The following is a 23,753-nucleotide window of genomic DNA, read 5'->3' as shown; positions in this document are numbered from 1 at the left end:
CGAGGAATTTGAACAATTTTAATGATGTGCTTCGCGGGAGAGTGCTGCTCACGAATGTTTATAGCCGAGTTGATTGGGTCAAAATGACCCAACCTAGCTGCTTAAAAATTTTCTTCATAAGCAGCGGGACTGTTTTCTTCGAAATTTCTAAAATTCTCTTCTGCTTCATTTTTCTTTGCAATATTAAAACAATCCTTTTTCTCTGCAGGATCTTTTAAGCTTTCACAATTATTGTTTAAAGAAGAATTTGGATTGACTTCAGCAGCAAACGCGTTTACTGAAAATAATGCCATAATAAGAACTAATTTTTTCATCATTGCCCCATGTATTTATTTTTATTGCAAAGTAATCATACCTAATTCATATAACAAAATATAGGCAAACAGAGCAATGTAAAATTACATAATTGAATTCGTATTTCCTTCTTTTATGTGTCAAAAAAACAGATTAACAAAATGACCTTTTTGTTTTGATAAAATTTGGCAATTATGAATTTACCCATTATAGTTTTGCATCAATTAAAAATGACTCACTTCTTTACACTACGACTTTAAGGAACAATAATGGGAGCCAATGAAAAGCATAAAAAAGAAAAAAATTCATCTGGTGGATGGTTTTATAGTATTTTTAATGGTCAGACGAATTCAGGGTCTTACTGTACTCCAGATCAATGCTTCATAAATAATCAGCAAGCATTTTCTTCCACCAATTTAATACCACCTGTTAATTCTCATCCTCTTGAATTGAATAATCCAGATCAAATGAGTCACTTAGCTGAATCCATTAATTTATCAGAACTATTTCCTCCCGAGTTAAGACAATTAATTTATGATGCAGCGCAACAAGGTCTTTTGCTCTCCATGTTAATCACTTTAGCTAATGAAGGAGCAACAGACTATTTAAAACATTTGCATTATCACCCAGATAAGATTTATTGGATTAATCAGGGGATTCGCACCCTTCTGTTGATCGCCATGGGCTCTTCTGCCACTACAGCGATAGGAACAGCTTTAGCGGGGTATGCGCTCCATTCATATTGGGGCTACAGCAAAGAAAATTCAAATTACATCACTACAGGAGTTGCATTAGGCATTAATTTGGTAACTAATCCTATGAGTTTAATAGAGACTTCCCTGGCTATTGGTACTTCAGTATGCGCCAGTTTTTTAGGAAGCAAAATGACTAAGTCAGGCTATCATTTCGTACGCAATACTTTTTTCGGCAGTAAGAAAGTTGAACATGCTCAAGAAAATGAGTTGCGAACCGAATTTTCAATAGTTAACTAAGGTCTTCGAGCACGCGAAATTTCATTTAAAATCACGTGCTCGAATTGAGTGTGGAGCCGCTCATGTTAAAAATCAAGGCATCCTATCCAAATTACTGCGAAACCCTGAACATAGCTGCTGTGTAGACTCATCAAACATTAATTGCTCACCTACTGTAACTGCTGCATAAGGCAAGGTTTTGAATGTTGCAGTAAAAAATGCATAATGATTGGCATTCTTACTTAAAGACCTCTCACTTTTTGCTATTTCTCCCGCTTTTTCTCCTATAGCATCGAATTTCTTTATCAAATCTTCTGCTTGTTCCTTAGCTTTAGTTACATAATGATAAGTAGCATACGCTCCGCCAAGTACGAGTGGTAAACCGATAATAAGAGGTGCAATAGAAGTAATCGAAGCTAAAATCAGCACGAATCCCGTAACAGCCGCTAATGCGGATAATGTGGCATTACAACCACTATCAGCTGTAGCTAATAATTGGTGATTAAACGCTGAAATCTGATCAATAAATTGAGTTAAACTTTCCTTTTTATTATCAAAATCAATGCCCTTATAAATATCATTATTATGGCTTTGTTTACCATGTATCGCAGCAAGATGGAATAACATCTGATCAATAATATGGGCGAGATCGGAGACTTTCCCTCTACGAATATAGGTCATAACAATTTCTTGCAGAGTCTTCAACCAATGAGGTTGTGTATTAGGGAATGTTCGGGCATAAAAGGATAACTGCTCAGTAAATTGAATGGGTAAATCCCCTCCAAGATTCAAATCCTTATTGCTAAAAGATCCAGCATATTTGGGTAGCCCACCAGCAAAGGTTTTATTTTTTGTGGTAAGGGTATTTAACAAACTGACATACATATAAAATTTTGCGAAATGATCGGTATTTTGCTTTTCAATCAGATCACATAATGTAGACAATTGACTCGAAGGCATGATTTTCTCTCGCTGCAAAAATTGGCAATCATATCATAAGATAAGACGAAAGATAGTTTATTAATCACTTAACTTCGCTCCACTGGATGAAATATCCAGCATGTTTGGATTCCCCGGACAAAAAGGAATGCATTCATCGATTTTAGTAACCAGGAAACTCTTCTGAACGAATATTGTCATCATCAACACCCGCATCATTGAGCATACTGTGCATTGCAGTAACCATCGCTTCTGGACCTGATATGTAATAAATAGGCTTAGACAAATCATTGATGTATTTTTGAAGCATCTTTTTATCGATATATCCTCTTTCACCAGTCCATTCTTTACTTGATTCAGCCATTCTTGTCATGGTAGGAATAAAGTGGTAGTTGGAATTTTTGCTTTCCAAGGATTTTAATTCGTCAAGAAAAGCCGCATCTTCGGGTTTATGATTGGAATAAAACAAGAAAATTTGATGGGGCAATTGATCTTGCGTTGCCTGCATCACAATACTTCTAACCGGAGTAATCCCTATTCCTCCTGTAACATACACCGCAGGGATAGACTTATTATTATGTAAGGTAAAAGAACCGCTAGGTCCAACCAGTTGCAGGGTAGAGCCTATAGGAAGCGCTTTTAGAACACGTTTAAACGCCGTATCACGCACCCGTGTGGTTATAGTTAATTCTTTTTCATAAGGCGGACTGGTTAGTGAAAATGCCCGTGTATTCCCTTCTGCGTCAGTTTCCTTAGGATTATTTAATGTAAAGTCACCGCATTGCCCTGCCTTAAAGGTAAAACCTTCTGGCTTCTCAAATGTAAATGCCATTGTATTTTCGGCGACTTCTTTGCGGCCTATTAACTTGACAATAAATGTTGGCATCATGTCCTCCTTGAATCATGAATTAATTCTCATTATTCAGCTTAATTGTATTTTTTTAATCCATTTAAATAATATTTTCTTCAAAAAATAATATAATAATCAAGTACGCGTTAATTGCCATATAAAAATCATTGTGATTTCTTTTTGATCAAATTATTATACTAATAATAAATCATAAATGAGCAATTTACTTACTAATGACCCTACAAAATTTTAAGAAAAATAATTCTCGACCTATTAAAGTTTCCCTTTTGGGAAGCTCTGGTTCTGGTAAGACGCAACTCCGTAGCGTATTAGAAGGTAAGAAATATAATCCCCATTCTTCCCCGTCGATGGGCATGGAGATTTCAAGATTTAAGTCTGAATTTGACTTTGAAGTACTTACTCTTCCTGGCAATCGAAGATATATATTTAATGGGTTTTTACAAGGTGTTATACCAAATACGGTAAAAAATTCAGACGTCAACATCATATGTATTGATCCATCAGAGAGGGATTCATTTAAAGAGGCTTGGTACTACGCTCGGGAGATCCGCAAAGTGGATATCAAAGCTCCTATTATTATTGCCTTGACTCAATTGGATAAAGAATTACCATGGAAGGTGTCGGATGAAGAAATTCAGTGGCTTAAGAGTTATTATGGAATTACTGACGACACCATTGGTACGAGCGCAGCCCAAGGCGAAGAGGGTATTAAAGAATTGCGTGCCATCGCTCGCAATCTAAAGAAAAAGATTAGTGGCGAAAAAGCAGAACTTGAAACAACGCTCACTTTAAGTGATGCGCTATCGAAAATAGAGGATTTTTACCAACTGGCTCAAACGGGTTTAATCGAATTAATACAGCAAAATAATGAATATCTTAAAAAGCACAAACCTCTAGCCAAGCTTCCCCCAAAACTACAAGAACCATTTGATGCGGTAAAAGAATTAGTAGATCAATTACAAAAAGCAAAAGACATTCCAAAGAATTGGGGTCAGGTTTCTGAAACGACTAAAAAAAACACCTTACTTGCTGCATATCAGTTAGCAGTGGCTTATTTTGTAGAGAAAGTGAATAAAAATGTATTAAAAGTGAGCCCTCCTCAGCATATTATGAACGTGGTACTACGACTGCTGCGCGCACCCTTTATTGGATTTCGTATGTATAATGACGATGAGCTCAAAGAACTACACCGATTCGAGCAGCAAACAAGTCTGAAAGAAGAATTACAAAAAATGAAAGCAGATGCAGATAATGAAGTATTTCCTCTTGCTGCAAATGGCCCATAGAATCCACTTCAGAACAAGCGCTCTTATCTTATCAATAGAACAATGAGCTCATTGTTCTTTTTCTTAGTTCTATGCAGCACTCACAGGACATGTATCAGTTTGTCCATGCGTAATAAGCGTTGCCTGGGCTGGTATACCGCTCGCATTAAAACCAATATTGGGTATGTTGACTACATCGACTCAGGCAGGATTATCCTAAAAAATTTAGGGCTGAGCTCCTCTGAACAGTAATTGAGTTTTTATATTGTATGCTTAAATTGACGCATGTATTAGAATGCTGTCTTACTTTAGATTAAACAGGGACAAAACAATGAAAATTATCAACAAATCAGTATCTCTAATACTGTGTTCATTATCCATGACAGCCATGGCATCAACAAGCAATGACAGCTTATATGAAAAATTATATCGCTTAGCGGAAAAAGTTTATTATATTGAGTATTCGTTGAGCACTGAACAACGAAAAATGACTGAAGAGTTATCCAATCAAATTGAAGCAGTTATCAGTTTGCCCAATGATGTGACCTGTGGAAATAAAACTGAGGTCTTTAAAGAAGCGTATAAATGGTCTTACAGTGTTGATGGTTTAAATGATTCAGCCTCTGAAGCAGAACAATTTGCAACCCAAGTAACAGCTCAATCTTGTCCCGCAGCTTATTTTAAAATATTTAAACCATCCTATAAATTTGCCTATGCAAGCGATGGTATGAATAAAACCAAATCTGAGGCGAAGAAAACAGCTACCAAGATTAGTGATTATGAAGCGTCAAAATTCTACGCAAAAAATTCACTGCAATGTTATATCGATAATTATACATTTGCTTACTCAAGTGGCGGCATGAATAAAAGCCGATCTGAAGCAGAGAGTTTTGCTAACAAACAATGCCTAGACTAATTATTTGGTGGAATAAGCATAACAGAACCGGAAATGTAGCCCGGATTAGCTTAGCATAATCCGGGCTACGATACTAATTGCTTTTAAAGATATCAGCTTAATGTAGATTTCCTACCCTCTTCTGGTTTAGCCTCATGTTCTTTCCTAATTTCCTCAAATTCTTTTTTAGCAGTTTCGAAAAAACCACTATTTTTTCTTAATTCTTTTACCTCAGTTTTAGCTGACTTTAAAGGGTCAATGGTTTGATTTATCCATGCGCGGAATTCTTTAACCTTAGCTTTCAACCAATCAACAGGACCCAACTCTACTATACCAGGACGATTATTTTCAATTACTTTAACATTTTTTTCTAAACGCTCTAACGTTTCTTGAGGTGACCTTGAACCAGAAGTTTTAATAATTAAACGTATATTTTCTGCAGCTTCTTTACGAGCATTATAGGCTATTAATAATTTTGGATTTTTATCAGGTTCTGCAACGGGATTATTATTTAAAATGTCTAGATAAGATTCGATTTGTTGATATACATTTTGTAAAGGAGCTTCAACAGGTAAACTTGTTAAAAGTTCATTTGTTGAAGTTCCTTTCATCATTTCTTCTAAAAATCCCCGAATGTGTTCCTCCAGAACACGCTTATCTTTAAATTTTTCTGGTTTAGTACACAAAAGCAAAAGCTCATCTTCTATCATTCTCTTACGGCTGTTGGCTTCACTTATTGAGCTTAGTATCACTAGTCTGCTATCTCTCTTTAATTTAAATGCCTCGTCTAATTTACCTTTCTGAGCCAAAAAATCTTCTTGAGGAAGCTCGCCTCTTTTTTTACCCAGCATTTGCAACTTTTCTTTTATCTCATCCATCTCCGTTTGTAATCTCTCTGCATCCTTATTTAATTCTGGTTCAGCACGGTTTATATTATCAATTATATTGTTGAGGTAACTATTAAGTAAATTTCCCGCTGCACGTATTTGTTTAACATTATCTTTTATTAAATGACCAACAGCATAAGCAAATACTCGCTGGGGAGTCATTCGTTCTTGAGCCCAATCCTCAATTTCTTGACTTTTTTCTACATTAGTTATCATTACTTTTACTTCCTGAGCTGCATTTTTTTCCTTATATGGTCCTGCAGTTGCTTTATTAATTTCATCCCTTATCATTTGGCGAATAGCCTGTGGTGATTTGTCTTTATTTTCCTTTTGCACCTTTAATTCATTGCTGAATAGCGTTATGGCACCAGCCCCCATTTGAGTCATATAATACCGCGCCTCCGCCTCTGCATCAGAACTAAAAAATGAGGCTCCATGCTGAATCCTTACCATGTCATCAATAGTAATGTCCGTTTCTGCAAGTAAACTGGCCATTAAAGGAGTGACATCGTCAGCTTCTAAGGTATTTCCATCATTTAATGGTACATACCTATCAAATAATAACCGTCCTAAATTTGCTGCCACTTGGTAGTTTCCCTCTCTTAAGGCATCAACATAAGCTTGTGGCTTAACTAATTTCATTTGAGTTTTTAATTGGGAATGAAAATTTTCTGCAATTGCCTTGGAAACATCTTCCCCTTTTTCCCCAAGCTCAGTTTCTCCGCCATGTCCATCAGCAGCCACGAGAGAAATAGGCTCTTCACCAACTTCCGCTACAACCAAACCAATATTATCCACAGACCCTTTCCCTCCTGCATAGGCTTTGGATATTAAAGCTTCAGCAATATCATCTGGACCACAACTAGGATTTTTTGCGACAAATTCGCTTAAAGTCTGCGCAATATCGGTCGATGTTAACTCTGGTGTATTAAAAAATTTATTCTCTGTGGAAATCCCATCAGATGCTGCAATTGCAAACACCCTGTCACCTTCTTGTAACGGAATTGCTTCACGTGTGATATCAGGATCATGCTTTAGGCCATTTATTTCCTGCTCTTTGTCTCCTATGGAACGGCTAACCCCTATTTTTATTTTTGATCTATCCTTATTTTCATGTAAAGTATTGAGCTGCTTTTCAAAACGTACCTTCCCATCAGCACCAATAATGACAAAAAACGTAAGACTATCGCCAACATTACTGGTTACTCCATGCAATTTATTTGTCTTCGGATCCTTCCATGCAACCAGTGAGGTTAAGGTTGAACCAACTTCTTGTTTGTCTCCATACTTTTCTTGCATGATCCTTGTCGTTTCTTTTAACGCAAACTCTTGTTCTTGATCAGATAAGAGATTAAATCCAGGCATCTTCTCCCCAGAGACATGATCCTCTTGACGTGTTTGGAGTTGCATCTGGGGGGGCTTGCCCCATGCTCCTTGGATTTTTGCAAGACCGATAGGGCCTTGTCGTTTTTTGGTATCACCAGGTGCTGCAAAATTGTAACCATCAATTTTAATCTGTGACATAAAAACCCCGCAAAAACAAATCAATTAATTTAAATATAGAACACTATGACGCATATGCAATCAAAAGTCTTATAATCTCAATAAAGTCTTATTACTTAATAATTGTGTGGGTTCAAATATGAGTTGCAGCAATCAAGTAGGTTGGATCAAAATGACCCAACCTTCTGTAAGCCTTGCAAGATTTTAGTAGAACTGAGAGGTCATATTTTGGTGTGCTTGGGTTGAATCAGTGGGAAGATGTTCTGGTGCAATATCGAGTGCCGATTTTCTTAATTTATCAGCGCTGCCGCCAAACACGGTCATCATACTGCTGCCCGGCTTGGTAGTTTTCTCCAGGGCAATTAGTTTAATCAGTTCTTCATTAAGAGAAGCTTCTGAGTCCAATAACTCCTGTTCTTCTGGAGTAGGTAAAGAAGACAGATCTACCCCACGAATTTCAGGTTCATTGCGTAGTTCACCGTAATAATCCAAGCCCATGCCCACAATAAATGCATAAGCAGGCACCTCAAATCCAACATATTCAGGCATGTAGCCATTAATTCTTTTCTGTACTTTATCAACAAGAACAATTAAAGAAACTTTTTTGGCACCAAGGCTTTCCAGGAGATCTCGAATTTTTAAATAAGTCTTTCCAGTGTCACATACATCATCCAGTACGAAGACAGTTCTTCCACCCAATGGAATCTTTGGCATAGAGCCGATTTTCAATTCTCCAGAAGTCATTTTATGTTCATAACTACTTGCTTGCATGGTTGTATATGAATATTTATAACCACGCTCGTTTAAGGCATTTTGCAAGAGGCTCGCAAAAGGAAGTGCACCATCCATTAGGCTAATGAGGACCGGATCGGCATCGGGATACGCTTTAATAATCCGCTCCGCCAAAAATTTTATACGTTCTTTAATGACACGCTCAGTCAGCGCATCCCCCTTTTTATCAAATTTATCTTCATCAATTTCTCTAATAAGAAGAGCTTTAGACCATACTCTTTTAGCTACTTTATTCTTTAACTCCTGAATTTCTTGTAACTGTTTAAGAATTGCTTCTTTACCCACAATGCACTCCTGTGTTTGATATGAAAATTTAAGGGGGGAATTGTCTTTGAGATGAAGAAAAAAAGCAATTAGCATTTCGATAAGTTACCGATCATAACGAAGAACAGGGCGGGACAGACTACCTACCCTCTCACAAAAGAACAAATTTAACTCATTTAGACATGTTTTGCATCCAATCAATCTAAAATGTTATTATTTGTCTATAATTTGATCATCAACACTTAAAGCTACTTCCATATTAGGTGGCTGAAGGTAGGGTTTTATGGCTGCTGAACACCGAGAAATCATCCCATCCAATTTAAGCAAAGTAGACGATTTACGCAAAAATATTTCAGAATTTGGTATTAAAAATTACAAACAAATGGGCAGACTATTTGGCGTAGAAGATGGTCAGTTTCGTAATATTGGCCAATTAGAAGAATACTTAAAAGTACTTGCAGCGGATCCACAAATCAAAGACGGAGTTGATCAAAAAGAAATCGCTGCAAGAGAGTTTTTGAATGTTCAAATCGACATGTTAAATAAATATAAAAATTATTTATTAACCGAAATAACTCGAATGGAGGAAGAAAGAAATATTAAAAAAGATGCAGAAGTGAGCGCTGGTCAGCCAGCTACAGCATCTAAATTATCGAGATCTCTAGTTCATATAACATGTGTATTGGACTCAATTCAACATTCTTTGGCTAATACGGTAAACACAATCAACGAAGAATTTGAAAAAGACAGCAAAACTAAAGAAGCGAGAACAGAATTAGTTACCGCCTTATTCAAAGTCGCTCTAGGTGTTGTTGGAGTGGGCGCTGTTGGCGATGTTATTTCGCAAGTTTTACGAAATATGCATCCCGAAAGCGTTGACGTGCTAACCGGTGCGGCTGGAGAAATTGCGCTAAATGAAATACGGAGAGAATTGGCTAAAGAATTAGCTCAAGAAACACTTGACACCATTACTGACGAGATGTTGATCCACATGAATAAAGTAGTCCAGAGTACGAGTAGCCGCATTAGCTCAAAATTCCAACAACATATGACAGAGTATTTATCGGTTTTAAAAAATAGATCCTGCGGAGCCATAGATAAAGCGATAGGGAACGTTGAAACGATCACATTGCCACCCGCAGAATGGAAAAGAGAACTGGATGAAGTGAATCAAGCTACATTATTAAGCATGAATCCCAATAACTTAGATTCCATGGTAATCGAAGTTCGAAGTAAAATGCAGTTAAAAACTTTGCAAGCGAGGGAACAAGCTGCTCAATCTGAATACGCTCAATTATCGCAATCAATCAGAAAAATTATTGAAATCGTAGGATTGGAAGAAGGACCTGATTATCAAAAACGATATGATAAAATATTACGACCTATTCATGAATATTTTCAAATACATTTTATATGCTCCGTTCTTAGTCGAGAATATCGCAAACCCTCCGCTCTAAGGAATGGTTATCATCCTGCAGCTAACGTAGTCCAGTATGATGGGTATGATTCTATGATAAGAAAGGGACAAATCAAGCATTTCCCACATGTATTACACCATGAGCCTAAATTATTAATGTTGCTTGAACCCACGGTTGTGACTGGGAAAAGACAATTTGATCAAGCAATGCATAAAGGCGGCAAAAAATTGCGTCAATTCTTGGTTACCCACATTAGCGGGATCAAAGGAAGTGAAGAAATCTATGGTTTTAAAAAGAAGGTGAAACATGGTGATACTGTTGGAGGTATTGCAAAAAACCGAAAAGGTACTATAGAAGATATGCTGCGTTCCTACGCGATAATCACAACCCTAATGGAAGAGACAGCACATCAAGCTGGACATCAATCGTCCATTCCAGTATTTAAAGAAGATAAAGAAATTCTTTGTGTATTAACAAGACTTATGGAAATTAATGCGTTCTTTGCAACGCATCCTGAGAATAATGGAGAACCTCTTGTTACCCCTTTATGTGTCTTTAATCGCGATCCTCATTTTATGGAATTAATTAAACAAAGACCTTCTCTTAAGCATCTTTTAGCCAAATTAATGACCGAGGATCATTTTATTTTAAAATGCCTCACCGATCCCAATATTAAAGATTCAAAAGCAGACAGTAAAAGGCTAAAGGCGACCTTGGATGAGTTAATTAAACTACTTGAATCAACCAAACCCGAGGTCGATGCAGTAAAAGTCGATGAGCTTAAAGAACAGGCGGAACATTATATTACGTGTCAATGCGCACAAGCATCTATATCAGCACATATAGAAAGTTGTAAACAAGCAGCTACTTGGATATTAATCGAATTTAATGCACAAAATGAGGATCTCCCAAAGGTCAAAGATTTTAAAAGCCGTAGCCTTCTTAAGAAGCTAAGAAATCATCCTGAATCGATAACATATGATGAGCTTGGTAAACTTATTCATGAGCTAAAAGGAATAAAAACGAGTAATATTGCAATGAGAGGACAAATATCAAGATGGGTAGAAGACTTTAGCGCACTGCGCCGTGAAAAAAAATTGGTCGAAGAGTTACATACCATCCAGGATACTTTGCATGTAGGATTGCGTTTAAGCGCGCCAAAATCTAAAGTAACAATCCGCCCACGCTCCCCGGAACCTGACGCACGTAGTTTCTCTGATTCTCCTATAAACGGAGCAGGTGCTAACACTCCATCTCCGGAACCAAGAGTAGAACGCCACTCTAAGTCTCAAGCTGCTAATAGTTTTTTTAATAAAGCACCGCCAGCAGGCTCCCCTGATAAGGAAGCGCCCGTTGATGAGCTACCTAAGCTACCACCTTCTTCTAATACTTAACTTGAACTTGACCAGTTTAATCATCTGATCCGAGTTGCAAGCAATTGACTCTTAGTCACAAGTCTGTATTGGTTTTGACACGCCCCTAAACCTCCACGTACCGCGGACAAGCCGCGAGACGTAGGAGAGCAGAGCGGGACTGAGTTTTCAGCGATGTGTAGATGCAGCCAGGAATAGTGTTTACTTGTGCTCAAACGTTACCATAGAATAAGTTTCAGCCGTATAATATGGCTCTTGATCCACTTTATATTCTTTAGCTAACTCTGCTGCTGTTTTATGATCAACGCATTGAATTCCAAGCTCTTTACATAGAGATACAATTTCGCTTGGCTCAAAAAATGTTTTGAAAGGTGATTTTTTACTGGCAAACTCATCTAAAGTTTTTTCTATACTTTTTTCTTTGGCAGATGAGTCCAGTTGCTCTTTCCCTGTTTGCATGAGGGCATGCATATAATCGAAGGTAATCACTAAGTGGCTAAACTTACTGGATAAATCACGTAAAATTCTGATGACCTCTTCTTTTTCGAGATAGAATGTATTTCCTTCCCATAAAATTAAAGTGGGTTTCGTGAAATCGACATCATTTTTGGTTAACTCTGCAATTAAATCACCTTTAACATAATCCAGACCAATATAAGTAGCATTTTTGTTAACATACTGCTCAGCATAAATCTGCTCTTTACATTTTAAAATTTGCGGCTGGTCAATTTCAAAAAAGCGTACACCAAATTGCTGAGTATATTTCATTTTTCGTGCGGGTAAGGTGTCAAAACCGCTACCTAAAATGATGACCTGTTTTACTTCTTTATTTTTCACAGCATCTGCTACAGTTCGTCTAAAAAAACGTGTCCTGGTAGCTAACGGCAACCACATTTTTTTATCGAGCCTTTGTTCTGCTTCTTCTTTAACTTGTTCATTAACAAAATTCTGCATCAGAGGATCTTTAAATAAATCTTTGTCTCTTTCACCTTGTTTTTGTGTTAATGTTGGCCAATTTTCTTTAGATTTAGCCTGATATTTCCAATAATTCGCTAATAAGGAAGTCGTAGCAACATTATGGTCTTTTAAAATTTTTTCCTGCATAAATACAATTCTCTTATTTTAATAATTCATCTACAATTTGCTTCCCACCCGAATAATAGGCGGCATGGTCAGCGTCTAAATATATAATATTATCGGTAACTTCTCTACTCATACGTAACTGATCACTTAGGAGTAGCGCTTGATCATATTGGCAAACCAAAGAGCGTTTAGCAATACGAGCAAATTGTTTGCCAATATGAACTGCTTCAGTAAATGGGCGTAAAGGTTGAGCTTGTAATTTAGGTATCGCTTTCTCAACATCCGCTTTACTACAGCGGTTAAAAAACACATTGACTAAAGCCGGCGAAAACTGAAGGCGAATTTCTTGTAATGTTTCATCGATGATTAAAAAAGGTGTAAGGTTATGTGATTCAGATTCTTGTGCTAATGAAAACAAGGATTTCTGGTCTTGTGGAACATAACCCGCGACAAAAATGAGTTCGCGAATGGCATCAGGAACAACTTCGGCAACCTCTGAAATAATTAGACCTGCCATACTATGGCCAACAAGTATAACCTCTTCTTGCTGATGTTGAATTAATTGAACAATACTATGCACATAATCCGCAAGACCTATCGAACTGCTTATTTGATTTTTTAGGCTGCCATGCCCCGGTAAATCAGGCGTAAAAACTTTATGTCCTTCCAAGAGAAGCTCTTTTGCAATACGTTTCCAGCACCAAGAGGCATGCCAAGCACCATGAATTAAGATAAATGTTCGGGAGTTTTGCATAAAATTACACCGCCATTAAGTTAAGAAAAATTCGTTGATTTTAAATTTAAATTAGTTGCTTGCGCTAGCGCGCTCATTCACGTGAACGCCTACGGGCCCGCCTGCGATCGCGAATAAATACGAGTCATCTTAATATTCCCCATTTTTTTCTCTTCTCATTTGAAGCACTTATTCATTAATTCTATAATCAAGGAAATGATGCCATTTAACGGAAAATCGACGAATCGACATTTACCGAATGAACCTACAAACCGAGTTTTCAAAAGAAGTGCTTAAGTTAATTAAATCAATACCTCGAGGTAAGGTTGTAACCTACGGGGATATTGCCAGATTAGCAGGTCACCCACACGGAGCACGCGGTGTTGGATGGCTTCTTCATTCCTGTACCAGAAGTCATGATCTTCCCTGGCAACGCGTGCTAAAATCCGGAGGAGAACTTTCTTTTCCTGCCGGAAGCCCCCACTATTTACTGCAGAAAGAACTGTTAGAAAAAGAAGATATTGTCATTACAAATGGCCGTGTTGATTTAAAAAAATACTCTTGGGGCGGTGAGTCATAGCAGTGCCGAAGTATCCCCCAACCTTTATTGACACACATTGGATTGCAAGTACGAAGAGTACTTATCCATGAAAAGACACACTATTGGATATATCAGCAAATGCGGACTATGCTAATTTAAAGTACTACTAAGGGAAGAGTCATAATGAAACACTCAATTCAGAATGAAATAACAGGATTCTATAGCGCGAAATCCATAAAAATTGCGGTAAATGCTTTTGTAATCATGTTGTTATCTATAGTACTCCTGTTGACAATGAATCAGGCTGCAGCTCAGGGAAGTCCGGCGGTTACCCAACCTAAGATTTCTCCTCATATCGCGGGTATCTTGATTAGTGATGTAGGGAATAGTGACGGCTACGTGACACAAGGTAAAGTGACTTTCCCACCAACTCAATCAATATATGTTACAGTACAGATTGCTCATGCAATAGCGGGACTTGAGGTACAGGCGTTCATAATAAATCCATCAAAAAATATTAGCGAACATGCCAAAAATGTTGCTACCAAAGGTGGCAATATTGCTAAAGCGTTTAAGTTTAATTATGCAAATGGCAACTGGCCATCAGGTATCTATAAAGTTGAGATAAAACTATCAACAGGTGATACCCGACTCACAACATTTGAGCTCAAAAAATAATTGTCGGATAAGGTTTTGGCACAAACCATAGAATCATATCAAAGAAAAGCTTAATATAGCTGCCTAATCACATTGATTTTAGAGGGAATTATGAAAGAACTGATTGAGGCTATGGTATCTAATCCGGACGAATTTATCCGCTTAATTTCAGGAAAATCCGATTCTTTTTCCCTAGAATATGCTACTTATCTTGATTCTATTGATCCTTTAAAAAATTTGCATGAATTATTTGAATTTAAAGGTTTGACCCCTTTTGCAGGTCATTCCTTAGGGCCTGTGTTCAAACCCGCTGTGAAAGAAATAGAGCGAATTAATGAGTTACAGGCAACCCAGTTACATGAAGGGCATTTTCCCGGAACTCAAGAACAAGGCGGTAATTGGTTTGATTGTGATATTGAGGAAGAAGCAATTAAAGCCATGCAGACTATGTTAGGCTTTTCTGAACCTTGTGAATTTCTCTATACCCAAGAAGGTTTGTCTTCTAATCTGGGTCGATTGGTGGATACTTTTTACCGACCAACATTAGTGGATTGGCAATCAGGAAAAACTGGTTTTTGCCATTTGGGAAAGGAATTTTTTTCCGACCAAGCGGTCATTGAGTCCGTCTTAAAAAGAGGAGTACAAACAGCCAGGGGTTTTGGCGTTTTCAGTGATTCTAAACCTGCCCCCAATCCCTCATCCCTTACCCTAAAAATTCTGCCTGATGAAAAAGGACTCTATAGCGAAGAGGCTATTATTGATTTTGTCAAAAAACATGCAGTACAAATGCAAATCCTGCACTTATCTGACATCGTTTTTAGTACGGGACAACGCCTTGATATCACACGTATCTTAACGGAATTAAAGGAGACGATAGACCAACATCATATTATTGTTGGCTTGGATTTAGCACATACGGTAGGAAACCGAACTTTAAATCTACGCGAATTACCTGTCACCTACGCTGTGGGTTGTGGTTATAAACACATTTGTGGTTCTGCAGGCAGTGGCTTTGGTATTTATGTGAACAAGAATACCGACTTAGAAAAATATCCACCAATTCAAGGATGGAAAGCAGCTGCTTCCGATAAGGTCTTTGACGTAATTGATGGTTATGATTCGAAGATTATGATGCACAAAGGAGCATGGGCTTTCCGATGCAGTAATCCCTCCCCTATTGCCCTAACACCAGCAAAAACCTATATCAAAACAATGAGTCAGATCGGTTGGGATAAATTAAATGCCAAATCAGAATGTCTTACTCGTTATATGCATGCACTAATCCAACAGCATTTAGGTGATAAAATAGAATGGATTACTCCTGATGATCCCAAAAAACGTGGAGCCATGTTGGTTTTTCGTGTTAAGGATATTAGTGATACTGATGTGAAACAAATAGAAGCTTTGTTAAAAAAATCAAGCGAATTAGGAGCGTTTGAAATCGACGTTCGCCCTCCTAACAATATTCGCGTTACGGGACATTATGGATATACTCAATTTTCTGATATTCATAAAATGGTTTCACGCCTCGAACAGGTTGTTCATCATGTACTGGAGCAAAAAAAGCACGAGAGCTTAACGTTAACCTCAATAAAAGAACGAAGAAAAAGTGGGTTTTTCGAGCAGCAAGTTGTTTCGGGGAAAACAGATCCTTCCAGCCTACAGCATGTTCAAACAGGTAATGAAAGTTTTAACCCTTTTCTTTAAACAACATACGTTGGCCTAATGGCACTACCTTAAGCTTTTTGTAGTCTGGGTGCAGCGAAGCGGAACCCGGGTTTCTAGCCATCAATGAGCTTCTTGCCCCTGGGTTACGGCTTGCGCCTTCACCCAGACTACGAATTCCCTTTCATTTCCTTAAAGTAGCCGTAGGTCGGGCCAAAGCCCTACCTACGATTGTTAAACGAGAATTTTTAATGAGTACGAATGAAGAGTATATTGGTTACTCACATCTACTTTTGCCATGGGTTCAGATCGAGTGAAAAAGGATTAAAGCGCTTTTGTGCTTCTTCAGTTTCAGTCTTCGTAGATATATCTTCGCTTTGATTCGCCTCATCTTCTTCAAGCTGTTTACTAGTCGGTTTAGGTTCCATTGACAAAGGGGTTGGAGCCAAACTTTTGGTTTCGCTGTTCTCATCCTTGGTTTGTAACCTCGGACGTGGTGTGGGCACTAAATTATTCGCTAACCTCTGGATAAATTCATCATATAGTTTTAATGTGGGCAAGTTAATGCGAAGTGAAACGATATTTCCTTTTTCATCTTCAACCATCTTGAGGCATTCATCGGATAAAGGATGCTTTTCTTTAAGCGCATTGAATTCTTTTAGGATAGCCTTCATGAATTTTTTTAACTCTTCTCTTTCTTCATCAGATAAGGAATCCGGATCGCACTTCAATTCAATAGTCAGAGTCATCTCTTTACGGTCATTATTAATAACCAATTTCCCTTGCGCGACTAACTCAGCAATTACATCCGGATCAAAACGTTCTTCATCTGACTGTGATTCGTCACCATCTTCCATTGAACTGAACTCTCCCAGTAATTCTTCAGGGTCATCAACTAAGTGGTGTTCTTTGCTCAGAAATTTATCATCCTCATGGCTGGCTTGTTCTTCTGATGTGTTATCAGAACCACCTCCGCCACCGCCACCTCCACCACCGCCTCCATGTCCAAAACAACGGGGAGTTGGAGCGGTTTCTTTAAAACAAATCCGACAGCGTACTTTTGCTGATTCGGCAGCAGCCTCCTTTTTTTCTGCTTCTTTAATGAGTTGTTGTAACGCTAATCCGGTTGAGGAAGTTTTTGGTCCGCCAGTTAGTTCGGAGATGGGCTCCTGGTTATCTTTTGCCATGATGAATTCCAAATCAATCTTATAAATAATAGAACAAATTATATCCAGGAACTTAATTTATCTATGGACTTGTTGTAGATTTTTACGATTTTTTTACGAGAAATGGTCGAAAATAAGGGATAATTATCACATAAAGTACGCTTTTTTTCTCATCTCTAGGAATGTTATTAATCGATACGTGAGCGATTCTTTAGAAGCATTAGGTGGCCATACAGCATAGATAGGAAGAGGTTCAGCCTGCCATTCAGGTAAAAGTTCAACAAGATATCCCTGCTGGATATCTTCTGCCACAAGAAACGCAGGGGGAGTTGCTAGTCCTAATCCATCAATTGCGAATTGGCAAACAGCATCCATGCTATCGACGATGATTCTTGGCTCAAAATCGATGAAATACGTTTTGCCTTTTTGATTAATTAGCGTTTTGGTATTCGGACGCATTTTGAGCCCAATCCAGTCCCATGTGAGTAAATCCTTAGGATGTCCTGGAGGCTTATAATTGTTCATTAAAGCGGGAGCAACGACAATTTTACGCTTCATCGTAAAGAGCCTTTTGGATTTTAAGCCACTGTCTTTCAAGCTACCAATTCTAATCGCCAGATCGATGCCTTCTCGAATTAAATCCTGTTGTATGTCGCTAAAACTTATTGAAAGCACTACTTTTGGAAAAGCCTTGGCAAATGCAGCAATATCATCAACAAGCGGACTTTTTGTGAGCATTGCTGGGAGGGTCAAATTTAATTTGCCACTTGGCTCAGTAGCGTAATAGGCAATGCTATTCAGCCCCTGTTCAGCTGCCAATAACATGGCTTTCGCGCATGTAAATAATTTTTCACCTTCATAAGTAAGTGAAAGCCGTCTCGTAGAACGATACAGTAAAGCGGCTCCCAATCGCTCTTCCAGCTGTGCAACATGGTGGCTAACAACCGAGGGTGAAAGTTTAAGCGCATTTGCTGCGGAACGAAATGAACCGGCCTCTACCACTTTTGCAAAGATTGCCAGTGCGCGTAATTCATCAATCATTATTTCACCATATCGAACAGTTAATTCTAATTATACCATCTAATCAAACCATTAGGCGCATGGTAATCTATTAAACAGGTAATAAAATTTACTGACAGTTTAGGTTCATAAGATAATTTTTCTCAGCGGGAGAATAGCGATGACACTTTTATTAGCCATGTTTTCATTTTCTTTGGTCATGTCCATTACGCCTGGACCTGTGAATATGATCATTCTTTCCTCTGGCATTAATTATGGAGTAAAGAGAACGATTCCTTATGTATCAGGAGCGACTCTAGGGTTTACCTTATTATTGCTATTTATTGGTTTTGGATTGTCACAATTTATTAGTGCTTACCCATTTTTTCTAACCTATTTGGCATTTGCGGGTTCGTCATATATTGTTTACATGGGATATAAAATAGCTGCTTCTAAACCCGAGTTGGAAGCAACTAAAAAGGATAACCCTAAATTTTACGAAGGTTTTTTGCTGCAATGGATTAATCCTAAAGCATGGGTTGCTTGCGTATCTGGTGCCTCAATTTTCTCCACTGCAAACAGCTATGATCCGTTTTTAAAGTTTACCCTTATTTATTTTATCGTATGTTATATGTCGCTGGGTATTTGGGCAATTTTGGGTGATAAAGTATCGTATTTATTAAATGATCGCCTTCGTCTACGACTGTTTAATTTCATCATGGGGCTGTTATTGATGATAACAGCTGGATATTTATGTTTCAGTCAAATTAATTATTAATAGTTCCTCTGCCAAGAGCAAAAATTGGTTATTATTTAATCAATTACTATTCAAGGTGCTATAATATAAAGAGCAAATTTTATTTTAATTCAGCAACGTGGACACAAATCATGGATAAAGGATTAGATAATCGAAGCCGAGATAAAGGCGGAACAATCCGAAAAAAGCGTAATGATACAAAAATCAAAACATTACGTAATCTATATGGCAAGAATTTCGCTCCAAGTTATGACTCAGATGAAACGCTTAAAATTTTACTTGAAAAAGAGCATAAAAAAAGTTTGAGTGAGTTTTTAAAAGAAGTCAGATGAAGTTCGGTATAATATGTATACAAATATGAGTTGTTTTTGGTTTAACTATGCGTATTAAAATTGAGAAACCTAATAATCATTCTGTAAATAAGGAAGAATTAATATTAAAGATTAACTCGTTCCCATTAATTGCTACAACAAGTAGTGATGTATGGTATTGCAGTGCTTGAGTTAAAAGAATAAAAACCGAAAAAAAAGAAACTGATTCGACTCAAAATAGCTTTGGAACCACTAATACATAGGCAAGGAAGTATCGATAAATATGAAAGGAGGATGTATTTATGATCGGCTTAGGTGGCACGTGTAGACTTTTAGGTAGAATGTTTCGAATATTTTATCAAAATATCAAAGCTTCCCATAAAATTGGAAAAATGCCAGCCCCTATTGTTGCAATATTAGGGTCATCTAAGGCAAAACAAGAAGAAAGCTATGTTCAAAATGCGCGATTACTCGCGAGAAAATTGGTTGAGCAAAAAATATCAATTATAACCGGAGCTGGAACTGGAATTATGGAAGCTGCGAATCAAGGCGCATCAGAAGCAAACAGTGCAGAGAAGCGATCTTTTGGCATTGCTGTGGGAGCATTCAACGTACCTAATAATCCTTTTTTAGCCGATACTATAAATGTGGATTATTATCTAGTTCGCAAAATTCTTTTACTGAATTTTTCCTCTGGATTTATTTTTTTTCCTGGTAGTTTCGGTACACTCGACGAGCTTTTTGAAGTCATTACTATGCTAAGACACAAACAAGTTGAACTATACAGAATAAACAAGAACGAACTACCGAAACAATTACCAATTATTTTGCTAGGCAAAGAATTTTGGACACCCTTGTTGGATTGGTTAATTAATTTTCCCTTAAAAAATAATTTGCTTTCTCGCGATGATTTGAAAATGATTCATATAACAGATGACATCGAAGAAACAGTGCAAATTATTAAAGAATGTTGTTTTAGCGTTGAAATGAAGCAACAAAAAATTCACACGATTATTCATTAAACTACTAACTTGCCTCATCAGACGTAGGTTGAGCCAAGACCTGAGAATATAATTGATAATTGCTCCAGAGTTAACTGATTTCAATGCGAACAGAATCGTGCAAAACTTCTAATTTATTGCCATACAGATGTTCCAACAGCGCTATGCATCGCATATTCTTTAGAAACACCATGGAGCGGAAGTAACCAAAATAATAATGGAACAACAACAAAACCACCGCCGAAACCAAACATGGTTGCTAACACACCGGCTAAAATACCGGACATCAAATAAGCAATTATCATTATTGTCATTAGCAAGGTTCTAGATATTAAAGATTAAGTTGGTTTTCCCATCGCAAAATGGCTACTTACCAAAAGTTCGCTCGGGATAAGCATCTGAATAAGGTGGGATATTCTCCTTATCTATCGTTTTATCCTTGGAATAGATGATATTTAAATTTCTTCGATCCGTTTTTTCACCTTCAAAATTTACCAAATAGGCTTCCATATTGTATATATGCAAAGTCACACTAACTCCTGCTCCTAAGGCTTTTCTTCGCTTGAGCTGATGTACAAAAACTCCATTTAAATCATCACGATTGCTGTGGAACCGGTAACGATCAATACGATTTACCAATCGAGCAGTATGCTTACCTGTAGGTTGATAGTATTTCTCAGATACTGGTCCTTCCAGGACAGTAACTGTACCCTTATACTTGTGATCATGAATTGTTGTTTTTTGTCTTGGTGCAAATGCAAATACCCATATTGAAAAAGGATTTGATTTATCAGGATGATCATAAATAAGATACCGACCTACACCGTGTGGCATCACAGTATTTGAATCAGCAGGTTTATAAACACTATGATCTAGTTTTAATGAGCCCTCTGCGAGTTTTTTAGGTATAAATTTTGACACTGTATCATAACTTACCTTATCTAATTCATTTATTGCTCTTGTTATTGTTTCTTCGTTCTGTTTGATTCCCTCAATTTTTGTAAACATGCCATTCCTTTGATCAATTCATTATAACAGTTATTATTTTTTTTATTTTCCAAGATTAGACAATATCAGTAAATTAGCAAGAGCCCCTTTGCTTACAAATGGGATTTAAGCTCAAATCAGCTAAATGCTAAAGATTTCACATACTCGCTTTCCTTGCAAAAAATTCTTCTGCTATAGATTATAATTACAAGAAGGACTGAAGGAGTCATAAAATGGGCAAGAAAATTAACAAATCATCATCAAGTTTCAAAAATCCTTTATGCCGCATCAACAAACCTGCAGGTCCATCCAATGGCAAACAAACTTACGATCGGATTGCATGTGTATTTCAGGGGGGTGGTGCATTGGGTGCTTACCAGGTCGGAGCATTTCGTGCAATTCATGAAAAAGGATACAATCCCAATTTTTTAGCAGGAGTCTCTATCGGATCCATTAACTGTGCGATTATTGCCGGTAACCCAAGAAACAAGCAAATTGAAAAATTAACCTCGTTTTGGGATTCTATCGTTCCCAAAATATGGAACGATACATTTTTTGACAGCGAAGTTTCAAATTTTTTACATCATTTCCATAATCAAATGGGCGCTATGCATTCTGTCCTTTACGGTCTGGACAGTTTTTTTAAACCCCGTCTTTTTCCACCAACTCCCATAACTTATGATACGCCTGATAAACTTAGTTATTATGATACTTCGCCTCTCAAAACGACATTGGAAAATCTGATTGATTTTGATCGTATCAATGATAAAAAAGTCACCCTATGCCTGGGTGCGGTCAATTTGGGATCTGGCGAAATGGAGTTTTTTAATAATCAAAAAATGACCATTACACCAGAGCATGTTATGGCAAGTGGTGCGCTTCCTCCAGGCTTTCCGGCAATTAAAATTGGGGATGATTATTATTGGGATGGTGGCATCTATGCCAATACACCACTGGTGACCGTGCTGGATGCCTTGCCTGAACAAGATACTTTATGTTTTGTCGTGGATTGCTTCAGTCTGCAAGGACGATTACCGCGAACCATGGAGGAACTTGATGAACGGCAAAAGGACATTCGTTATGCTAGCCATTCACGCCGGCTCACGAATGTTTACACCAGTCGCCAAAACTTGCAGGGAGCCATACAGTTTTTAGGTGAAAAATTAAGCCCGGAAGCAAAAAAAGATCCTACTGTTCAAAAAATACTTGAATTGGGACATAGCAAACGTTTTAGCGTGGTGCATATCATTTATCGCGGCACTCCTTTTTCTCATTCGTTCAAAGATTATAATTTTGTTCGTTCAGCAGTTAATTATCGCATGAAAACAGGTTATAAAAATGCAATGGAAGTTCTTAAAAAACCAGACTGGGAAAAAAAATCGAATAAGTTTCTGGCTTGTTCTATTTACGGCGTAACATCTGATTATTTTGAACAGCATTAATTAAAATATCGTTTTACAGCGTAGGAACGTCCAGCTACCCAGCCCTACCCTTAAAACTATACTTATTATAGTAAGGTGTTCACTTTAATGCTAACCAATCACATATCTACCGAAACCTTATGTCATGAAGCAGCTACGTTTCATGACATTTTCCATTATCCTACATTTAAGCAAACTTAAATTCTGTCCACAATTGCCAAATAAAATCATGACCAAATACTCTTCCTTTTCTAAAGTTGATGAAATTAAAGTGTCCGCAAGACATTCTCTCCTGTTGAGCTTTTTATCAACATCCCTCAATTAATCCACTCTCAGAGTCATGAATAGATGTCAATAGGCGAATTTCACCTATTTAAATGCAAGAATAAATAAAATACTATATTGGTAATATTTAATCGAATTGTAAATATATTTATACCACCAATTAATTCGGTTAAAGATAACGAAATCATAAAGCCTCCCATAAAGATAGGGGGGTAGGAACCAAGAAGCCGTGCAGTTCTTGGCTGTTGATTAGGACCACACTTTAAGGGGATCACATGCCTACTTTATCTTTAAACTTTGGAACGGATGGTAGACCTCAATTCAAAACGACACATGAATTATCACCAGGTACTTATCATACATCCGCCTTAGCGATGAATGCAGAAGCCCAAAAATATGGAATACTTGTAAAAGTTGGATCCATAGAAATATTAAAAGCAAACGATAATAGGATTTTATATACACATTCATTAAATTCATGTTTTCCAGTCATATTTAAATTTAAAAATGGTGATATTGGGCTTTACCATGGTTATGTTCCCGCCTTAGGTAATGTCGAAGAGAGAGACGGGACTGTCCTAAAAGGAAAGGCCTTATTACCCTGGCGTCTAAAAGTTATTGATTTTATGTGATATTCTACGCGCTTTTGACTAAATCAATTTGTTGAGATGAGTA

Annotated in this window: 24 protein-coding genes; 13 read left to right on the top strand and 11 right to left on the bottom strand. The window is 37.5% G+C overall.

The window, feature by feature from the left end; all coding sequences use genetic code 11:
* Positions 1–101: 101 nt before the first annotated feature.
* Positions 102–317, bottom strand: coding sequence for a hypothetical protein (locus tag Lstg_RS00110; protein WP_238585334.1), 216 nt, complete (start codon positions 315–317; stop codon positions 102–104).
* 246 nt (positions 318–563) lie between these two features.
* Here Lstg_RS00110 and Lstg_RS00105 point away from each other — a divergent pair, with 246 nt between their 5' ends.
* Entirely contained in the window at positions 564–1,286 is a 723-nt protein-coding gene (locus Lstg_RS00105) for a hypothetical protein (RefSeq protein ID WP_058475635.1), read from the top strand.
* A gap of 72 nt (positions 1,287–1,358) precedes the next feature.
* On the opposite strand, the gene Lstg_RS00100 is transcribed toward Lstg_RS00105, so the two are convergent.
* Positions 1,359–2,225, bottom strand: coding sequence for a hypothetical protein (locus Lstg_RS00100; RefSeq protein WP_058475634.1), 867 nt, complete (start codon positions 2,223–2,225; stop codon positions 1,359–1,361).
* 142 nt (positions 2,226–2,367) lie between these two features.
* Entirely contained in the window at positions 2,368–3,093 is a 726-nt protein-coding gene (locus Lstg_RS00095) for an FAD-dependent oxidoreductase (protein ID WP_238585333.1), read from the bottom strand.
* Between the two features lie 194 nt (positions 3,094–3,287).
* Here Lstg_RS00095 and Lstg_RS00090 point away from each other — a divergent pair, with 194 nt between their 5' ends.
* Both Lstg_RS00090 and Lstg_RS00085 read left to right on the top strand, forming a co-directional pair.
* The gene (locus Lstg_RS00090) at positions 3,288–4,361 is read left to right on the top strand and encodes a P-loop NTPase family protein (RefSeq protein WP_058475632.1); all 1,074 of its coding nucleotides are present in this window, start codon (positions 3,288–3,290) and stop codon (positions 4,359–4,361) included.
* Between the two features lie 310 nt (positions 4,362–4,671).
* Positions 4,672–5,256, top strand: coding sequence for a hypothetical protein (locus tag Lstg_RS00085; RefSeq protein WP_058475631.1), 585 nt, complete (start codon positions 4,672–4,674; stop codon positions 5,254–5,256).
* Between the two features lie 92 nt (positions 5,257–5,348).
* On the opposite strand, the gene Lstg_RS00080 is transcribed toward Lstg_RS00085, so the two are convergent.
* Positions 5,349–7,487, bottom strand: a complete 2,139-nt coding sequence (locus Lstg_RS00080) for a PP2C family serine/threonine-protein phosphatase (protein WP_133129174.1) — start codon at positions 7,485–7,487, stop codon at positions 5,349–5,351.
* Positions 7,488–7,829: 342 nt separating this feature from the next.
* Complete coding sequence (locus tag Lstg_RS00075; RefSeq protein WP_058475629.1) at positions 7,830–8,702, bottom strand: phosphoribosyltransferase; 873 nt, start codon at positions 8,700–8,702, stop codon at positions 7,830–7,832.
* A 262-nt stretch (positions 8,703–8,964) separates the two neighbouring features.
* Here Lstg_RS00075 and Lstg_RS00070 point away from each other — a divergent pair, with 262 nt between their 5' ends.
* Positions 8,965–11,493 (top strand): hypothetical protein, encoded by a 2,529-nt coding sequence (locus Lstg_RS00070; RefSeq protein ID WP_058475628.1) that lies wholly within the window; start codon positions 8,965–8,967, stop codon positions 11,491–11,493.
* A 180-nt stretch (positions 11,494–11,673) separates the two neighbouring features.
* On the opposite strand, the gene Lstg_RS00065 is transcribed toward Lstg_RS00070, so the two are convergent.
* Both Lstg_RS00065 and Lstg_RS00060 read right to left on the bottom strand, forming a co-directional pair.
* Positions 11,674–12,576, bottom strand: coding sequence for a class I SAM-dependent methyltransferase (locus Lstg_RS00065; protein WP_058475627.1), 903 nt, complete (start codon positions 12,574–12,576; stop codon positions 11,674–11,676).
* A gap of 13 nt (positions 12,577–12,589) precedes the next feature.
* The gene (locus tag Lstg_RS00060; RefSeq protein ID WP_058475626.1) at positions 12,590–13,309 is read right to left on the bottom strand and encodes an alpha/beta hydrolase; all 720 of its coding nucleotides are present in this window, start codon (positions 13,307–13,309) and stop codon (positions 12,590–12,592) included.
* Positions 13,310–13,547: 238 nt separating this feature from the next.
* On the opposite strand from Lstg_RS00060, the gene Lstg_RS00055 reads away from it, so the two are divergent.
* From Lstg_RS00055 to Lstg_RS00045, 3 genes are all read left to right on the top strand, one after another.
* On the top strand, positions 13,548–13,868 hold the full coding sequence (locus Lstg_RS00055) for an MGMT family protein (protein ID WP_058475625.1): 321 nt from the start codon (positions 13,548–13,550) through the stop codon (positions 13,866–13,868).
* Between the two features lie 144 nt (positions 13,869–14,012).
* Complete coding sequence (locus tag Lstg_RS00050; RefSeq protein WP_058475624.1) at positions 14,013–14,507, top strand: hypothetical protein; 495 nt, start codon at positions 14,013–14,015, stop codon at positions 14,505–14,507.
* A 90-nt stretch (positions 14,508–14,597) separates the two neighbouring features.
* Entirely contained in the window at positions 14,598–16,193 is a 1,596-nt protein-coding gene (locus tag Lstg_RS00045) for an aminotransferase class V-fold PLP-dependent enzyme (protein ID WP_058475623.1), read from the top strand.
* A gap of 245 nt (positions 16,194–16,438) precedes the next feature.
* On the opposite strand, the gene Lstg_RS00040 is transcribed toward Lstg_RS00045, so the two are convergent.
* Complete coding sequence (locus Lstg_RS00040) at positions 16,439–17,338, bottom strand: hypothetical protein (RefSeq protein WP_058475622.1); 900 nt, start codon at positions 17,336–17,338, stop codon at positions 16,439–16,441.
* A gap of 126 nt (positions 17,339–17,464) precedes the next feature.
* Positions 17,465–18,358: a LysR family transcriptional regulator gene (locus Lstg_RS00035; protein WP_058475621.1), complete on the bottom strand. Its 894-nt coding sequence runs from the start codon at positions 18,356–18,358 to the stop codon at positions 17,465–17,467.
* Between the two features lie 139 nt (positions 18,359–18,497).
* On the opposite strand from Lstg_RS00035, the gene Lstg_RS00030 reads away from it, so the two are divergent.
* The 4 genes from Lstg_RS00030 (at position 18,498) to Lstg_RS00020 (ending at position 20,406) form a co-directional block, all read left to right on the top strand.
* Positions 18,498–19,094: a LysE family translocator gene (locus tag Lstg_RS00030; RefSeq protein ID WP_058475620.1), complete on the top strand. Its 597-nt coding sequence runs from the start codon at positions 18,498–18,500 to the stop codon at positions 19,092–19,094.
* A 110-nt stretch (positions 19,095–19,204) separates the two neighbouring features.
* On the top strand, positions 19,205–19,405 hold the full coding sequence (locus tag Lstg_RS00025; protein ID WP_058475619.1) for a hypothetical protein: 201 nt from the start codon (positions 19,205–19,207) through the stop codon (positions 19,403–19,405).
* Positions 19,406–19,452: 47 nt separating this feature from the next.
* Entirely contained in the window at positions 19,453–19,575 is a 123-nt protein-coding gene (locus Lstg_RS18080) for a hypothetical protein (protein ID WP_274519310.1), read from the top strand.
* A 111-nt stretch (positions 19,576–19,686) separates the two neighbouring features.
* A complete protein-coding gene (locus Lstg_RS00020; protein ID WP_058475618.1) occupies positions 19,687–20,406 on the top strand; it encodes an LOG family protein in 720 nt (239 codons plus the stop codon).
* A 113-nt stretch (positions 20,407–20,519) separates the two neighbouring features.
* Here Lstg_RS00020 and Lstg_RS17420 read toward each other — a convergent pair whose 3' ends face one another.
* Both Lstg_RS17420 and Lstg_RS00015 read right to left on the bottom strand, forming a co-directional pair.
* Positions 20,520–20,699: a TSUP family transporter gene (locus tag Lstg_RS17420; protein ID WP_238585332.1), complete on the bottom strand. Its 180-nt coding sequence runs from the start codon at positions 20,697–20,699 to the stop codon at positions 20,520–20,522.
* A gap of 52 nt (positions 20,700–20,751) precedes the next feature.
* Positions 20,752–21,393, bottom strand: a complete 642-nt coding sequence (locus tag Lstg_RS00015) for a cupin domain-containing protein (RefSeq protein WP_058475617.1) — start codon at positions 21,391–21,393, stop codon at positions 20,752–20,754.
* 212 nt (positions 21,394–21,605) lie between these two features.
* On the opposite strand from Lstg_RS00015, the gene Lstg_RS00010 reads away from it, so the two are divergent.
* Both Lstg_RS00010 and Lstg_RS00005 read left to right on the top strand, forming a co-directional pair.
* Positions 21,606–22,814, top strand: coding sequence for a patatin-like phospholipase family protein (locus Lstg_RS00010; protein WP_058475616.1), 1,209 nt, complete (start codon positions 21,606–21,608; stop codon positions 22,812–22,814).
* Positions 22,815–23,353: 539 nt separating this feature from the next.
* Positions 23,354–23,710 (top strand): hypothetical protein, encoded by a 357-nt coding sequence (locus tag Lstg_RS00005; RefSeq protein WP_058475615.1) that lies wholly within the window; start codon positions 23,354–23,356, stop codon positions 23,708–23,710.
* Positions 23,711–23,753 lie beyond the last annotated feature (43 nt).

The organism is Legionella steigerwaltii, assembly GCF_001468065.1.
Classification (GTDB): Bacteria; Pseudomonadota; Gammaproteobacteria; order Legionellales; family Legionellaceae; genus Legionella; species Legionella steigerwaltii.
This window is presented reverse-complemented; position numbering and strand designations above follow the sequence as displayed.

Bases quoted from the DNA above. Each gene is read 5' to 3' on its own strand.
- Lstg_RS00110 (WP_238585334.1), bottom strand. From the start codon at position 317: ATGATGAAAAAATTAGTTCTTATTATGGCATTATTTTCAGTAAACGCG.
- Lstg_RS00105 (WP_058475635.1), top strand. From the start codon at position 564: ATGGGAGCCAATGAAAAGCATAAAAAAGAAAAAAATTCATCTGGTGGA.
- Lstg_RS00100 (WP_058475634.1), bottom strand. From the start codon at position 2,225: ATGCCTTCGAGTCAATTGTCTACATTATGTGATCTGATTGAAAAGCAA.
- Lstg_RS00095 (WP_238585333.1), bottom strand. From the start codon at position 3,093: ATGATGCCAACATTTATTGTCAAGTTAATAGGCCGCAAAGAAGTCGCC.
- Lstg_RS00090 (WP_058475632.1), top strand. From the start codon at position 3,288: ATGACCCTACAAAATTTTAAGAAAAATAATTCTCGACCTATTAAAGTT.
- Lstg_RS00085 (WP_058475631.1), top strand. From the start codon at position 4,672: ATGAAAATTATCAACAAATCAGTATCTCTAATACTGTGTTCATTATCC.
- Lstg_RS00080 (WP_133129174.1), bottom strand. From the start codon at position 7,487: ATGCCTGGATTTAATCTCTTATCTGATCAAGAACAAGAGTTTGCGTTA.
- Lstg_RS00070 (WP_058475628.1), top strand. From the start codon at position 8,965: ATGGCTGCTGAACACCGAGAAATCATCCCATCCAATTTAAGCAAAGTA.
- Lstg_RS00065 (WP_058475627.1), bottom strand. From the start codon at position 12,576: ATGCAGGAAAAAATTTTAAAAGACCATAATGTTGCTACGACTTCCTTA.
- Lstg_RS00060 (WP_058475626.1), bottom strand. From the start codon at position 13,309: ATGCAAAACTCCCGAACATTTATCTTAATTCATGGTGCTTGGCATGCC.
- Lstg_RS00055 (WP_058475625.1), top strand. From the start codon at position 13,548: ATGAACCTACAAACCGAGTTTTCAAAAGAAGTGCTTAAGTTAATTAAA.
- Lstg_RS00050 (WP_058475624.1), top strand. From the start codon at position 14,013: ATGAAACACTCAATTCAGAATGAAATAACAGGATTCTATAGCGCGAAA.
- Lstg_RS00045 (WP_058475623.1), top strand. From the start codon at position 14,598: ATGAAAGAACTGATTGAGGCTATGGTATCTAATCCGGACGAATTTATC.
- Lstg_RS00040 (WP_058475622.1), bottom strand. From the start codon at position 17,338: ATGGCAAAAGATAACCAGGAGCCCATCTCCGAACTAACTGGCGGACCA.
- Lstg_RS00035 (WP_058475621.1), bottom strand. From the start codon at position 18,358: ATGATTGATGAATTACGCGCACTGGCAATCTTTGCAAAAGTGGTAGAG.
- Lstg_RS00030 (WP_058475620.1), top strand. From the start codon at position 18,498: ATGACACTTTTATTAGCCATGTTTTCATTTTCTTTGGTCATGTCCATT.
- Lstg_RS00025 (WP_058475619.1), top strand. From the start codon at position 19,205: ATGGATAAAGGATTAGATAATCGAAGCCGAGATAAAGGCGGAACAATC.
- Lstg_RS18080 (WP_274519310.1), top strand. From the start codon at position 19,453: ATGCGTATTAAAATTGAGAAACCTAATAATCATTCTGTAAATAAGGAA.
- Lstg_RS00020 (WP_058475618.1), top strand. From the start codon at position 19,687: ATGATCGGCTTAGGTGGCACGTGTAGACTTTTAGGTAGAATGTTTCGA.
- Lstg_RS17420 (WP_238585332.1), bottom strand. From the start codon at position 20,699: ATGACAATAATGATAATTGCTTATTTGATGTCCGGTATTTTAGCCGGT.
- Lstg_RS00015 (WP_058475617.1), bottom strand. From the start codon at position 21,393: ATGTTTACAAAAATTGAGGGAATCAAACAGAACGAAGAAACAATAACA.
- Lstg_RS00010 (WP_058475616.1), top strand. From the start codon at position 21,606: ATGGGCAAGAAAATTAACAAATCATCATCAAGTTTCAAAAATCCTTTA.
- Lstg_RS00005 (WP_058475615.1), top strand. From the start codon at position 23,354: ATGCCTACTTTATCTTTAAACTTTGGAACGGATGGTAGACCTCAATTC.